Origin of the sequence: Bacillus sp. FSL R5-0709, assembly GCF_038004785.1 — a bacterium.
In the GTDB taxonomy this organism is placed as follows: Bacteria; Bacillota; Bacilli; order Bacillales; family Bacillaceae_G; genus Bacillus_A; species Bacillus_A mycoides.
Genome location: NZ_JBBORT010000001.1, coordinates 5032954 through 5046709 on the forward strand (window position 1 = coordinate 5032954; position 13756 = coordinate 5046709).

Sequence of the window (13756 nt, forward strand, 5' to 3'; positions counted from 1 at the left end):
CACAATGCTATCCTTTGAGCGTATCCATCTCATCTACATGAACTGTCGGGCGATTACGGTACAAAGCAATCAAAATTGCAAGACCTACCGCTGCCTCCGCTGCCGCTACAGACATCGTAAACAGCGAAAAAATTTGTCCTGTTAAATTCGGAAACAAGCCTAATTTACTAAACGCTACTAGATTTAAATTGGCGGCGTTTAACATCAATTCGATACAAACTAGTACAATTACTGTATTTCGCTTTGTTAAAGCTCCAAATAAGCCGATGCAAAACAAAATAATCGCAAGTGTTAAATACGCAGAAGCCGGAACGCTACTCATGGGAATCCTCCTCTCCCTCATCCTTCTTCGCAAGGATAATCGCTCCTACAAGTGCTACAAGTAAAATAACTGAGGTTAATTCGAATGGAATAATATATTTTGAATAGAGAAGTGTACCGATTTGAAGTGTGTTATTTTCATGGAGAGGTAAACTTCCTTGTGTGCTTTGATTTGAAAAATCGATACTATTAACAGCGAAATACATAACTGCTCCAAATGCTACAACCGCAAAGAAGATAATCCATTTTCGAAGAGTAAGGCGCGATTCATTTTCCGCGTTATGTTTCGTTAACATAATGCCAAAAATCATAATAATAGTGATTGCACCAGAGTAAAGTAAAATTTGTGCCACTCCGATAAATTCGGCTGATAAGAGAAAGTACAAACCCGCAATGCTAAGGAACGTAAGTACAAGGGCCAGCATCATATGCATTACTTTCGTTAAATTCAGCATAAGAACGCCGCCGATAATCGCAGACAAGGATAATATAAAGAAAGCTACAAACTCGCCGTTCATGCTTTATTCTCCTTCCTGATGTTCTCGTCGTTCTCGTCAAGCCACTGCAGATTTTTAAATAAATCATCACGTGAATACTCTGCAAGTTCAAAGTTATTTGTCATTACAATCGCCTCTGTCGGACAAACTTCTGTACATAAATCGCAAAGAATACAAATTTCAAAATTAATATCATACGTGTCGATAATTTTCCCTTTTTTCGTAGGATCAGGATGTTTTTTTCCTGTTAATTGAATGCAATCTGTCGGACAAATGTTGGAACACTGATTACAAACAATACATTTCTCTGGATAAAACTTTTGAATACCTCGAAATCGGTCTGGTAATGGCAACGGTTGATTTGGATAATCATACGTCACCTTTTTCTTACTCAAATTACTAAGCGTATATTTTAACCCTTTAAATAGTCCTTTCATCTCTTACTGGCACCCCCTTTATAGATTAGAAGAATAGCTCCTTAATCAATGCCGTTAAGAAAATATTTGCAAGTGCGATTGGTAATAATACTTTCCAACCAAACTCCATTAACTGGTCACCTCTTATGCGCGGGAACGTAACGCGGAACCAAATCAATAGAAAGACCACACTGCTGAATTTCAAAGCAAACCATACGGCTCCTGGAATAAACCCAAGGAACATAACTGGATTCCAGCCTCCTAAAAAGAGTACTGTAATTAAAGATGACATCCCGAAGAAATACACATACTCTGAAAGCATGAAAAACGCCCATCGAAAACCTGAGTATTCCGTATGGTATCCTGAAACAAGCTCTGACTCCGCTTCGGGTAAATCAAACGGTGTCCTATTTAACTCTGCAACTGCCGCGATTAAGAAAATGACGAAACCGATTGGCTGTGCGAAAATGTACCATACCTTTTCCTGCGCCGCTACAATTTCATTCAAGTTAAGACTACCAGCTAACAAAACGACGCCAATTACACTCATCACAAGTGGAATCTCATAAGAAATCATTTGCGCTGCCGCACGCATCCCTCCTAAAAGGGAATATTTATTATTTGATGCCCATCCCCCAGTTACGACGCCGATCGTCGTAATCCCAGAAACAGCAATGTAATACAGCAATCCTACACCAATATCCGCGAACTGAAATTTATCAGTAAACGGGATAACCGCAAGCACCATAAATGCTGGTGCGAATGCAATAACAGGTGCTAATATAAACAACGGTTTATCTGCAGCTTTCGGAATACTATCTTCTTTTAATAATAATTTCAAAACATCAGCTACCGTTTGAAGTAAACCGAACCGGCCCCCAACTTGGTTTGGTCCAATCCGCCCTTGCATAAATCCCATCACTTTCCGTTCTGCCAAAATACCGTATGTAACGAAGCCAAGGACTGCAAATAATAGAAGCACCGCTAATCCGAAAAAAATGAAGAAATTCGTCCAGCTTGAAGGTGATTGTAAGAGCGTCTCAATCATTAGCCGTCAACCTCCCCAAGTACAATATCAACCCCACCTAAAATCGTAATTAAATTGGCGATGTTTTCACCTTTCAATAACTTCGGTAAGATTTGCAAATTATAAAAAGACGGTCTACGAAATTTCAAGCGGTACGGCTCTTTCTTTCCATCACTAGCAATATAACAGCCAATCTCTCCCCGCGGTGACTCTATACGGACGAACGCTTCTCCCTTAGGTGCTTTAATAATTTTCGGCACTTTCGCCAGCACAGCGCCGTCTTTCGGGAACTGCTCGGCTGCTTGCTCAATAATTTTCAATGACTCCTCAATTTCCTCCATCCGGCAAACGTAGCGATCCCAAGCATCTCCCGAGATCCCAACAGGAATATCAAAGTCAAAACGATCATAAATAGAATACGGCTCATCTTTGCGAAGATCCCAGTGGACTCCCGTGCACCGCAAATTTGCGCCACTTAAAGAATACGAGATCGCCTCTTCCGCGCTATATACGCCAACGCCTTTCACACGATTTAAGAAAATTTCATTTCCGCTAACAAGGTCGTGATACCCTTCCAACTGCTCTCTCATATACGGAACAAACTCTTTCACCTTTTCAATCCAGCCGTCTGGTGCATCCCACTTCACGCCGCCGACTCTCATATAGTTGAAAGTAAGCCTTGCACCGCACAATTCACTTAATAAATTTATAATCATCTCTCGTTCACGAAAGGCATATAAAAATGGACTAACCGCTCCTATATCAAGCAGGTTCGTTCCCCACCAGACGAGATGGCTCGCAACTCTCCCAAGCTCCATCGCAAGCACCCGTAAATATTCAGCACGCTCTGGAATCTCAAGATCCATCATCGTCTCTACAGCGTGGCAAAGGACGTAATTATTCGTCATTGCTGATAAATAGTCCATTCGATCTGTATACGGGATAATTTGTGTATATTGCAAGCTCTCAGCTATCTTTTCTGTTCCGCGATGCAAATATCCGATAACCGGTGTAGCCTCTTTAATAATTTCTCCGTCAATCTTAATCACAAGCCGAAACACACCATGTGTACTCGGATGCTGCGGCCCTACATTTAAGAGCATCTCTTCCGTACGGATCACAAGCTACACCTCCACATCATACGGTTCATAATCCTTCCTAAGCGGATACCCCACCCAATCATCCGGCATTAAAATGCGGGATAAATTAGGATGACCTTCAAATACAATACCGAGCAAATCATACGTTTCACGCTCCGGCCAATCTGCCCCTTTCCAAAGCGGCGTCACCGATTGTACTTGCGGCGCTTCCCTATCCAGCTTTACCTTCACTGCTACTGACTGTTTCTTTCCATATGAAAATAAATGAACGTATACTTCCATATGTGTCACAAAATCTGTCGCATGTAGCTCTGACATATAATCAAAAGCAAGCCCCTCATGGAATCGCATTAATTCCATCACTTCATAATATTTCGAAGGCTCAGCCACAAGCGTTGGAACATCTTTTGAAAGCTTATTAATATAGGAATCTACTAATGCATGTTCTCCTATCCTCTCCTTAACAATCTCCACATAGCGATTTAAATATGGTTGGTTAACTGATGGTTCTTCCTGCTGCAGTCCGTCTTCTATCTTATTTACAGATCCCTTTGCCCTTGCCGCAGCAGCGGCTTTCGCTTTCGCGGCTGCAATTGCCTTTGCTTTCTCATCTCCAGAATCCCCCTCACCTTGTGAGGCTTTCTGCTTCGCTAACGCTGCTACTTTTGCTTTTGCAGCTGCTACAGCCTTTGCCTTCGCTTTGGCTTTTTCTTCGTCCGTTACTTCTTCTGATCCTTCTCGCTTTTGCTTCGCTAATGCCGCTGCTTTTGCTTTGGCAGCTGCTGCGGCTTTCACCTTCGCTTTGGCTTTTTCTTCGTCCGTTACTTCTTCTGATCCTTCTCGCTTTTGCTTCGCTAATACCGCTGCTTTTGCTTTTGCGGCTACTGCGGCTTTCGCCTTCGCTTTAGCTTTTTCTTCGTCCGTTACTTCTTCTGATCCTTCCCGCTTTTGCTTCGCTAATACCGCTGCTTTTGCTTTTGCGGCTGCTGCGGCCATTGCCTTCGCTTTGGCTTTTTCTTCGTCCGTTACTTCTTCTGATCCTTCTCGCTTTTGCTTCGCTAATGCCGCTGCTTTTGCTTTTGCAGCTGCTGCAGCTTTCGCCTTTTCTTTAACTTTTTCCTCGTCCGTTACTTCTTCTGATCCTTCTCGCTTCTGCTTCGCTAATGCCGCTGCTTTTGCTTTTGCAGCTGCTGCGGCTTTCGCCTTCGCTTTGGCTTTTTCTTCATCCGTTACTTCTTCTGATCCTTCTCGCTTTTGCTTCGCTAATGCCGCTGCTTTTGCTTTTGCAGCTGCTGCGGCCTCCACCTTCGCTTCTTCTACATTAATCTCCTTATCTTTTGGTAGCGCTTTCTCTTTTTCTCGATGTTCTCCTTCAAGTTTAGACATTTCCGCCCCATGTTTCGCAGCAAGACGTTTTCGCGCTTCCTCTTTCGCATGACGGGCTGCTTCTCTTTTCATACTTTCTAAGTCTTTATTTGGATCACTCATTTATTCGTCACCTGCTTCCCGGTCCTCGCCTCGTAACGAATTTTTTCTTTTAATTTATTAATTCCATAAATTAAAGCAGCAGGATTTGGAGGGCATCCAGGAATATACACATCAACTGGTACAATTTGATCTACACCTTTCACAACAGCATACGAATTCACATACGGACCACCGGCCGTTGCACAAGATCCCATCGCAATTACCCACTTCGGTTCAGGCATTTGATCATATAGGCGCCGAACAATAGGTGCCATTTTCTTCGTTACCGTTCCTGACACAATCATGACGTCCGATTGTCTTGGTGAAGTCCGAAAAAATGACCCAAATCGATCTAAATCGTAATGTGATGAGCCTACTCCCATCATTTCAATCGCACAGCATGCCAGTCCAAATGTCATCGGCCATAAAGAGTTGCTCCGCGCCCATCCCTTCAACTGTTCCAATGTAGAAAAAAAGATATTCCTTTCTAATTCCGCTCGCTCCTGTGGGTGTAATTCCTCAAAATTTATAACCATTGTAACACCTTCTTTTTCCAAGCATACGCTAATCCAACTAGCAACATCACAACAAAAATGAGCATTTCAATCAGTGCAAATAAACCAAGCTTGTCATATGCAACAGCCCATGGGTATAAAAATAAAGTTTCTACATCAAAGATGACGAACAATAAAGCGAAAATGTAATAACGAGCATGAAACCGAATATTTGCATCATGAAAAGGCTCAATTCCACTCTCATACGTCGTCGCTTTCGCTGCACTCGGTTTGTTTGGACGCAGCATTTTCCCTAATGTAAGAGCCACTACCGGCAGCAATATACCTAATAGCAAGAAAATCAAAACGATCATATAACTATTTTCATATACACTTGCCATTGTGAAATCCTCCCCCCTGAATTAAGAACAAGTTCACATAGTAAACAATATGTCTTACTTGCATTATTTATTATTTTTAAATTTTTCTAAATAATGCAACTATTTAATTCATTATAGCAAACTTCAAATTCCTATGTCGATATATTGGGAACAGAAACAACAATTAATACTTGCTGAGCAAATCTATTTTTACAACTCATTATAAATGTGTAAAATAAATATAGAAATTCTATATGTTTTCAAGCAATCATAAAAAACATAAACTACAAAAAGGTGGTTCTTATGTATATACAGTGGGTGATATAAATGAAAAAACAAACACATGTAAGTATTCTTATAAGCATTTCATTATTGTATATAGCTATTCATTACGTATCAATGTCCGTTTTATATGAGTACGCACTCCCATTTCAAATATTAACTGGAATAAGTACCATATTAATTGATATTACAATTTGCAGTTATATATTTTATTTTTCAAATATAAAACAAGGGTTATCTCGTTTGTTTTGGATAACATTAACTATCGGATCCTTCTCTTATTTCATCGGCGATATAATAGTTGCTTATCAACGCTTAATTCTGCATGACTACTATACATTCGTTGATCCATCAGACTTTTTTTACTTATTATTTTTAGTTAGCTTTGCATTTGCCTTTCTATATGAAATTATTTATGGCCGAGATTTATTGGAACAACTTTTTACGATATGTGATATTTGTATTATTGTTACTGCTCAATTTACTTTAAGCTACTATTTACTTATTGAAAGAACCATTCATATTTTTACAACATCATATATCGACATGTTTGTTCAACTCACGTATCCAATGGCTGATCTACTCTTTCTTTTAATAGGAATCAACCTTTTATTCAGACCATTATCCTTACTACCAAAGCAAGTTGGTGCTCTTCTTGGCAGTGCTTTAATTTTGTATGCTACTACGGATTCTATTTATGCTTATATAAAATACTTCCAGCCTGAGCACTCTATGTTCACAGTTGCTCCATTATATCAAGTAACCTTATTATTGGTAGCAATCGCTTGTATACTTCACACAAAAGAGCCCGAAAAACAAGAACAAATATTACTAACGCCTCAATTTGGTGAATCAATCCGATTATCATTACCGTATATTTCTGTCGTGATGCTTATTGTTTTTATATTGGTCGAAAATGTTTTTGCACCTATCGTAGTAATTGGACTTATGGTAACTTTCGCCTTCGTTCTCATACGCCATACGTTAGTTCGAAGACAAAATAAAATATTATTGCTAGCACAAATGCAATTCAGTTTAGAACTCGAGAAACAAATCGAACTACGTACAGAAGATTTAGTAGAACAAAAAAATGAGTTATATCATAACCAACAAATGTTTAAATCTTTATATGAGCATCATCCAGATCCAATTTTCACATTAGATTTGTACGGTAATTTTCTCAATGTGAACAACGCTGGAACTACTTTACTCGGTTATCAAACGAATGAATTATTAAACCAACCATACTATTCACTTATGTATGAACAAGATTTGGAAGAAATCATTAATGCCTTTCATCACGTGAAAAAAGGGAAATCTATTTCTTTAGAAATACGGGCATATCATAAAAATAGAGATATTTACTACTTACATGTTACAGCTGTTCCCATCTTTTTAAAGGAACATATTTCTGGGGCCTATTTAATGATTAAAGATATTACAGAAAGCAAGCAGCAACAAGAGCAAATTAATTTCCTAGCATATCACGATACTTTAACGGAACTTGCGAATCGCCGTTCATTTCATCAACACTTAGAAAAGGCAATTGCACGAGCAAAAATATCAAAAAGACCTTTTGCTGTTATGTTTCTCGATTTAGACCGTTTTAAAGTTATTAACGATACTCTCGGTCACCGGGTAGGAGATCTTCTTTTAATTGCTGTAGCAAAAAGACTAGAACGAATATCGACGTCAAATATGAAACTTGCTCGGTTAGCTGGGGATGAATTCACAATTCTTATAGAAGATTATAAAGAAGATAGAGATGTACAAAAAATAGCTGATATGATTGTACTATCTATGAATGAGCCATTCGAAATTGAAAATCAACATTTACAAATCTCGCCAAGTATCGGGATTGCAATATACCCAGAAGCAGGCGAAGATCCGTTATCTATTTTACAACATGCTGATATGGCCATGTACGAAACCAAAAATAAAGGAAAGAATGGTAGCTCACTTTATACGAAAGAGTTATATAAAAAAATGGAGCGAAAAGCTCGAATTGAAAAAGATTTACCACTTGCTTTAGTAAATAAAGAATTCTTTCTCGTCTATCAACCACAAGTTGACATTACAACGAATAAAATCATCGGTGCCGAAGCTTTAATCCGTTGGAAACATCCACTATTAGGTGACATTTCACCATGTGAGTTCATTCCAATTGTGGAAGAGACTCCGCAGGTCATCCCACTTGGGCATTGGGTGCTACGAGAGTCTTGTCGTCAACTAAAAATATGGCAAAGTTTTGGATACACAAACTTAAAAATGAGTGTCAATTTATCAGCGAAAGAATTTCAACAAAATCAATTAATCGAAAATATTTCACAAATACTAAAGGACGTTAAAATTGACCCGAAAGATGTAACACTTGAACTAACAGAACGAATTGCGATGATTGATGAAAAAGAAACATTATCGAGACTAAAGCAATTAAAAGAATATGGTATTCAAACGTCCATTGATGACTTCGGTACCGGCTACTCTTCTCTTGCTTATTTATCAATTTTCCCTATCGATACATTAAAAGTACCAAAAGAATTTACACAACTAGCCGATCATCGGCCTGAAGAAAGAGCCATCGTTTCCACTATCCTTTCCCTTGCAAATACTTTAAATCTCTCTGTCGTTGCTGAAGGAATTGAAACAGAAAAACAGCTTAAGTTTCTGCAAAAAAACAACTGTAAATACATGCAAGGTTACTATTTCAGTAAACCTCTAACAAGTAAACAGTTTATAAAATTCCTACAAAAAACACCCAGTATGAACCAATAGTTCACACTGGGTGTTTTTTAAAGTGTCGGAATTCTTTTTTCGTAATATTCTTCTGCAATCTCTTCGTAAAAAGCTGCTGTCGTTGTATAAAAATATGGAATCAACCATAAAAATCCAATCCCTAATGTAATACAACTTAATATAAACCAACCAATAAAACTTAAACATAAAATGAAATACTCCATCTTATGTCCAGCCATCATACGACGACTTTCTGTAATAGCTTGATTTATTGAATACTCAGGATGATCATTTATAATAAAATACGTCATCGCATAAGAAAATGATTTAATAATGCCCGGAATAATAAATAGTAAGCACCATAAGAAAATATAAATGTTTACTACTATATATAATAAAAATGACTTTATAAACTTATTTCCTTCCGTAAACCATCTGAATATATGCCCAATACGCGCTTCTTTTTCACGAATTATATATAGTGCTAAACAATAACCACCTAGCGTTAATGGACCTACCATCAATATTGTAATAACATCTACTGAAAGTGAGTTATCTACTTCTTTCCAATCCCAAACCTGAGAGAAAATGAAATCAACACTAAAACTAAAAGCTGAAATAAGAATCGAAATAAGTAATGTTGCCCCAACAGCTAAGCCCCATTTTCCTTCTAGTGAATCTAGTGCTTCTCCTTTTAAATCACTAATCATAATTAGCCTCCAATACGTAATAATTCTATTAGTATAGCATGTTCCTACTGCAATTCACCTTTTGCAATATAGCGATAAAAATGTGCTGTCGTTGTACCTACATATGGACTAAGCCAAAGAAATCCTATTCCAAGAGTAAGAATTGCTAAAATAGCCCATCCTATGAAGCTAAGCCATAAAAGAAATAAATCTAGTTTATGCCCCTTCATAAAGTTCTTACTTTCTTTCATCGCCTGTGAAACGCTATAATCTGGATTTTCAACCATAACATAATACGTCATCGCATAAGAAAAATACATCACAATCATTACAACAATCGAAATAGCTAATAGTACAAAGAAAGCAATTGTTAACGATACATTCCCTTCCTCACCAAAAAACGCGAATACACCTAGTAACAACATCGGAATCCACGTACCTGTATATAACAAAATCGCAAGCATAGCCCACATTGTTTTCATCATTCTTTTAAAGCCACGAAATCCTTCAAATAAATAATCTACTCTAGCATCTTCTCGTTTACTAATTTGTAGCAATACATTCGTATAACCGTATGATGTAATACCATAAGATGCATTACTCAAAATGATTATTATGCAATAAAAAATTCCAAATGTAATACCTGCCCCGACTGATATCGCTTCCTCTTCAATTGAACCCGCTAAACCAACAACTAAGAAAAATATAATAATTCCTGGAATTAAAAGTATAAGCATTGCAGCCATTGAAACAACATAACTTAAAATAATATGTAAAATCGTTGATCCAACACCTAGTCCCCATTTTCCCTTTAAAGAGTACAATGCTTCTCGTTTCATTTCACCGATCATTTGTTCATCTCCTTTATGAAATATAAATTGTTATATATTTTCTACTTATACAAATAACAATATAATTATACCAATTTTGTAAGTTTATTCTATCTATTAAATTGAGTTTCAGTTTCGACATTTAAATAAAACACATCTATGCATAACAAAAAACGAACCTGCAGTTCTTTTTATTTCTTGATTTTCACTTGGCATCGGGCAAAAAAAGGCTCTGACGGCTAAATGCTCTCTCCTACCTAAAGAGAGGCATTTTTTTCCCCTTTTTATTTATATCCATAACAAAAAATCCGTAAAGGCAAGAGCCCTTACGGATTTTTTTACTTCATATCTGAAACGTTTAAACGGTTCACAGCACGCTGCAAAGCCATTTCTGCACGTCTAAAGTCAACATGCGCTTGTTTATCTTGCATACGTTGCTCAGCGCGACGTTTCGATTCATTTGCACGATGGATATCGATATGGTTTGCTTCTTCAGCAGATGATGATAACACAGTTACTTTATCTGGACGAACTTCGATAAAGCCACCGCTTACTGCTACATAATCAGTGTGCCCACCATTTTTCAGACGGACCGCACTAATTTTTAAAGGTGCAACAGTTGGAATGTGACCTGGTAAGATCCCCATTTCCCCACTCTCTGCTTTTACGCTTACCATTTCTACTTCTTTTTCGTAAACCGGTCCATCAGGAGTTACAATACTGACTGGAAATGTCTTCATAATTCGTCCCTCCTAAGGCCTTACGCCATCATTTTCTTCGCGTTTTCAATAACTTCTTCAATGCTACCAACAAGACGGAACGCATCTTCTGGAAGGTCATCATATTTTCCTTCTAGAATTTCTTTGAAACCACTAACTGTATTTTTTACAGGTACGTAAGAACCTTTTTGACCTGTAAACTGTTCAGCTACGTGGAAGTTTTGTGATAAGAAGAATTGAATACGACGAGCACGATGTACAACTAACTTATCTTCTTCAGATAACTCATCCATACCTAAGATAGCGATGATATCTTGAAGCTCTTTATAACGCTGTAAAGTTTGCTGTACTTGACGAGCTACTCCATAATGCTCTTCTCCTACGATTTCTGGAGAAAGCGCACGAGATGTAGATGCTAATGGATCTACGGCTGGGTAAATACCCATTTGTGTTAAACGACGCTCTAAGTTTGTTGTTGCATCTAAGTGAGCGAACGTTGTAGCTGGTGCTGGATCCGTATAGTCATCGGCTGGTACGTATACCGCTTGGATAGACGTGATAGATCCTTTATTTGTAGATGTAATACGCTCTTGTAATTGACCCATTTCTGTTGCAAGTGTTGGCTGGTAACCTACCGCAGATGGCATACGACCAAGAAGGGCAGATACTTCAGAACCCGCTTGCGTGAAACGGAAGATGTTATCGATGAACAATAGTACGTCTTGTCCTTGCTCATCACGGAAATGTTCAGCCATTGTTAAACCTGTTAATGCAACACGTTGACGTGCTCCAGGTGGCTCGTTCATTTGTCCGAATACCATCGCAGTTTTCTTAATTACGCCAGAATCGCTCATTTCGTGGTATAAGTCGTTACCTTCACGAGTACGCTCACCTACACCAGCGAATACAGAGATACCACCGTGCTCTTGTGCGATGTTGTTAATTAATTCCTGAATTAATACTGTTTTACCTACACCGGCACCACCGAATAGACCGATCTTACCACCCTTAATGTAAGGAGCAAGTAAGTCTACTACTTTAATACCAGTTTCAAGAATTTCTACTTTAGTAGATAACTCTTCGAACGCAGGCGCTTGACGGTGAATTGGATCACGACGTACATCCGCAGGAACATCACCATCTAAGTCAATTGCATCACCTAATACGTTAAATACACGACCAAGTGTTACATCACCAACTGGTACAGAGATTGCTTTACCAGTATCTTCTACTTCTGTGCCACGAACAAGTCCATCTGTGGAAGACATTGCAACTGTACGAACTGTGTCATCACCTAAATGAAGTGCAACTTCAAATGTTAAGTTAATGCTTGCTCCGTTTTCGTTGCTTTGTTTTACCGTAAGGGCGTTGTAGATTTCTGGTAGCTTTCCGCCATCAAACTTAACGTCTACAACCGGACCCATGATTTGCGTAACGCGCCCTTTATTCATCGGGTTCCCTCCTAGCTTTCTTTTAATTAGCCAGCTTTCTAAGAGAAGTCGGCTTTTAATTTTTATTAGTTTATAGCTTACGCGACTCTCCTGTTCTGGACGAACCGCTTCCGCTTTTTATTGAATCTAGTTCCGGTGGCTAGAAGGGTCGGTCATTTCGCCCCTTCCTACGAGGCAAAGAACGCCTCTTTGTCAGGAGTTTCAATGCCCTCCCCTTCTGAGCAAGCCACCTACGCTTTTTAATACTATTCTAACGCTGCTACTCCACCAACGATTTCCGTAATTTCTTGCGTAATCGCTGCTTGACGCGCACGGTTGAATGAAAGTGTAAGTGAATCGATAACTTCCATTGCGTTGTCTGTAGCACTCTTCATTGCTGTCATACGCGCCGCGTGCTCACTTGCTTTACCGTCTAGTAATGCACCGTACACTAAGCTTTCTGCGTATTGTGGCAATAATACTTTTAAAATTTCTTCTTCAGAAGGTTCGAATTCATAAGCTGTCGTCGGTTTATCAGACGCCACATCCGTAAGCGGTAAAATTTTATTTTCCGTTACTTCTTGTGAAATTTTACTTACATAATGATTGTAGTAAATATACAGCTCATCATAAGCACCATCTGCGAACATCGCAATTGCTCGAGAAGCAATATCTTTAATATCAGTAAATGATGGGTGGTCAGATAATCCAACTACTTCATCAATAATGTTAAAGCCGCGACGTTTTAAATAATCACGTCCTAGTCGTCCAAGCACAATAATTGAATATTGGTTTGAATCCATATTATGACGTTCACGAATTACGTTACTTACTGTACGTAATACGTTACTGTTATAACCACCTGCTAGTCCGCGATCAGATGTAATAACGATGTACCCTGTACGCTTTACAGGACGCGCATTTAGCATTGGATGATTAATCCCTTTACTTCCTTGCGCAATGCTCGCTACTACTTCTTGAATCTTTTCCATATACGGAACGAAAGATTTAGCATTTTGTTCTGCACGGTTTAACTTAGATGCAGATACCATCTCCATCGCTTTCGTAATTTGACTCGTTTTCTTTGTCGAGTTAATCTTCGCTTTTATATCGCGTAAAGATGCCACAGGTTTTCACCACCTTTTTTCCGGAAGTTGGCACGATTAGTAAGAATCCTCTTCCTAATCTACGTTGCAAGATATTCTTGCTCATGATTGAAGGAAAAGAATAGGTGCACCTACTCTTTTCCTTTACATAACCGTCAGCAATCTCAAAGTTTGAGATGCCTTTATATTATCTAGCTCCAGCGGCTTGAATGCTCGGTGACTTCACTTCTTCCTACGAGGCAAAGACCGCCTCTTCGTCAGA

At 38.7% G+C, this 13756-nt stretch carries 14 protein-coding genes; 1 reads left to right on the forward strand and 13 read right to left on the reverse strand.

Features of this window, described 5'->3' with window-relative positions; all coding sequences use genetic code 11:
- Nucleotides 1-7 precede the first annotated feature (7 nt).
- From nuoK to nuoA, 8 genes are read right to left on the reverse strand one after another with little or no spacing between them, the layout of a single operon-like run.
- Complete coding sequence (gene nuoK / locus MKX37_RS25940; protein ID WP_000100081.1) at nucleotides 8-322, reverse strand: NADH-quinone oxidoreductase subunit NuoK; 315 nt, start codon at nucleotides 320-322, stop codon at nucleotides 8-10.
- Complete coding sequence (locus MKX37_RS25945) at nucleotides 315-839, reverse strand: NADH-quinone oxidoreductase subunit J (RefSeq protein ID WP_001012819.1); 525 nt, start codon at nucleotides 837-839, stop codon at nucleotides 315-317. The genes nuoK and MKX37_RS25945 overlap by 8 nt, the downstream gene beginning before the upstream one ends.
- A complete protein-coding gene (gene nuoI, locus MKX37_RS25950) occupies nucleotides 836-1255 on the reverse strand; it encodes an NADH-quinone oxidoreductase subunit NuoI (RefSeq protein WP_002016193.1) in 420 nt (139 codons plus the stop codon). Before nuoI ends, MKX37_RS25945 begins: the two co-directional genes overlap by 4 nt.
- 25 nt (nucleotides 1256-1280) lie before the next feature.
- Complete coding sequence (gene nuoH / locus MKX37_RS25955; protein ID WP_002068471.1) at nucleotides 1281-2282, reverse strand: NADH-quinone oxidoreductase subunit NuoH; 1002 nt, start codon at nucleotides 2280-2282, stop codon at nucleotides 1281-1283.
- Entirely contained in the window at nucleotides 2282-3382 is a 1101-nt protein-coding gene (gene nuoD / locus MKX37_RS25960; protein WP_033731107.1) for an NADH-quinone oxidoreductase subunit NuoD, read from the reverse strand. Before nuoD ends, nuoH begins: the two co-directional genes overlap by 1 nt.
- Before the next feature lie 3 nt (nucleotides 3383-3385).
- Nucleotides 3386-4849 carry an NADH-quinone oxidoreductase subunit C gene (locus MKX37_RS25965; protein WP_341089425.1) on the reverse strand — a complete coding sequence of 488 codons (1464 nt, stop codon included), beginning with the start codon at nucleotides 4847-4849 and terminating at the stop codon, nucleotides 3386-3388.
- Nucleotides 4846-5364, reverse strand: coding sequence for an NADH-quinone oxidoreductase subunit NuoB (gene nuoB, locus MKX37_RS25970; RefSeq protein WP_002089729.1), 519 nt, complete (start codon nucleotides 5362-5364; stop codon nucleotides 4846-4848). Before nuoB ends, MKX37_RS25965 begins: the two co-directional genes overlap by 4 nt.
- Nucleotides 5355-5723, reverse strand: a complete 369-nt coding sequence (gene nuoA, locus MKX37_RS25975) for an NADH-quinone oxidoreductase subunit NuoA (protein ID WP_000179270.1) — start codon at nucleotides 5721-5723, stop codon at nucleotides 5355-5357. Before nuoA ends, nuoB begins: the two co-directional genes overlap by 10 nt.
- A gap of 306 nt (nucleotides 5724-6029) precedes the next feature.
- On the opposite strand from nuoA, the gene MKX37_RS25980 reads away from it, so the two are divergent.
- Nucleotides 6030-8759: an EAL domain-containing protein gene (locus MKX37_RS25980; protein ID WP_078421797.1), complete on the forward strand. Its 2730-nt coding sequence runs from the start codon at nucleotides 6030-6032 to the stop codon at nucleotides 8757-8759.
- A 17-nt stretch (nucleotides 8760-8776) separates the two neighbouring features.
- Here the strand turns inward: MKX37_RS25980 and MKX37_RS25985 are convergent, their stop codons facing one another.
- The 5 genes from MKX37_RS25985 to atpG all read right to left on the reverse strand — a co-directional run bounded on the left by MKX37_RS25985 (nucleotide 8777) and on the right by atpG (nucleotide 13515).
- On the reverse strand, nucleotides 8777-9430 hold the full coding sequence (locus tag MKX37_RS25985) for a DUF975 family protein (protein WP_078421796.1): 654 nt from the start codon (nucleotides 9428-9430) through the stop codon (nucleotides 8777-8779).
- 44 nt (nucleotides 9431-9474) lie between these two features.
- Nucleotides 9475-10260: a DUF975 family protein gene (locus MKX37_RS25990; protein ID WP_033731118.1), complete on the reverse strand. Its 786-nt coding sequence runs from the start codon at nucleotides 10258-10260 to the stop codon at nucleotides 9475-9477.
- A 317-nt stretch (nucleotides 10261-10577) separates the two neighbouring features.
- A complete protein-coding gene (gene atpC, locus MKX37_RS25995) occupies nucleotides 10578-10979 on the reverse strand; it encodes a F0F1 ATP synthase subunit epsilon (RefSeq protein WP_002016279.1) in 402 nt (133 codons plus the stop codon).
- Nucleotides 10980-10999: 20 nt separating this feature from the next.
- The gene (atpD, locus tag MKX37_RS26000) at nucleotides 11000-12409 is read right to left on the reverse strand and encodes a F0F1 ATP synthase subunit beta (RefSeq protein ID WP_002016281.1); all 1410 of its coding nucleotides are present in this window, start codon (nucleotides 12407-12409) and stop codon (nucleotides 11000-11002) included.
- A gap of 245 nt (nucleotides 12410-12654) precedes the next feature.
- On the reverse strand, nucleotides 12655-13515 hold the full coding sequence (gene atpG / locus MKX37_RS26005) for a F0F1 ATP synthase subunit gamma (RefSeq protein WP_002016283.1): 861 nt from the start codon (nucleotides 13513-13515) through the stop codon (nucleotides 12655-12657).
- Nucleotides 13516-13756: the final 241 nt, after the last annotated feature.

What these genes read in the sequence shown, in the direction of transcription:
- nuoK (WP_000100081.1), bottom strand. Translation starts at nt 322, where the DNA reads ATGAGTAGCGTTCCGGCTTCTGCGTATTTAACACTTGCGATTATTTTG.
- MKX37_RS25945 (WP_001012819.1), bottom strand. Translation starts at nt 839, where the DNA reads ATGAACGGCGAGTTTGTAGCTTTCTTTATATTATCCTTGTCTGCGATT.
- nuoI (WP_002016193.1), bottom strand. Translation starts at nt 1,255, where the DNA reads ATGAAAGGACTATTTAAAGGGTTAAAATATACGCTTAGTAATTTGAGT.
- nuoH (WP_002068471.1), bottom strand. Translation starts at nt 2,282, where the DNA reads ATGATTGAGACGCTCTTACAATCACCTTCAAGCTGGACGAATTTCTTC.
- MKX37_RS25965 (WP_341089425.1), bottom strand. Translation starts at nt 4,849, where the DNA reads ATGAGTGATCCAAATAAAGACTTAGAAAGTATGAAAAGAGAAGCAGCC.
- nuoB (WP_002089729.1), bottom strand. Translation starts at nt 5,364, where the DNA reads ATGGTTATAAATTTTGAGGAATTACACCCACAGGAGCGAGCGGAATTA.
- nuoA (WP_000179270.1), bottom strand. Translation starts at nt 5,723, where the DNA reads ATGGCAAGTGTATATGAAAATAGTTATATGATCGTTTTGATTTTCTTG.
- MKX37_RS25980 (WP_078421797.1), top strand. Translation starts at nt 6,030, where the DNA reads ATGAAAAAACAAACACATGTAAGTATTCTTATAAGCATTTCATTATTG.
- MKX37_RS25985 (WP_078421796.1), bottom strand. Translation starts at nt 9,430, where the DNA reads ATGATTAGTGATTTAAAAGGAGAAGCACTAGATTCACTAGAAGGAAAA.
- MKX37_RS25990 (WP_033731118.1), bottom strand. Translation starts at nt 10,260, where the DNA reads ATGATCGGTGAAATGAAACGAGAAGCATTGTACTCTTTAAAGGGAAAA.
- atpC (WP_002016279.1), bottom strand. Translation starts at nt 10,979, where the DNA reads ATGAAGACATTTCCAGTCAGTATTGTAACTCCTGATGGACCGGTTTAC.
- atpD (WP_002016281.1), bottom strand. Translation starts at nt 12,409, where the DNA reads ATGAATAAAGGGCGCGTTACGCAAATCATGGGTCCGGTTGTAGACGTT.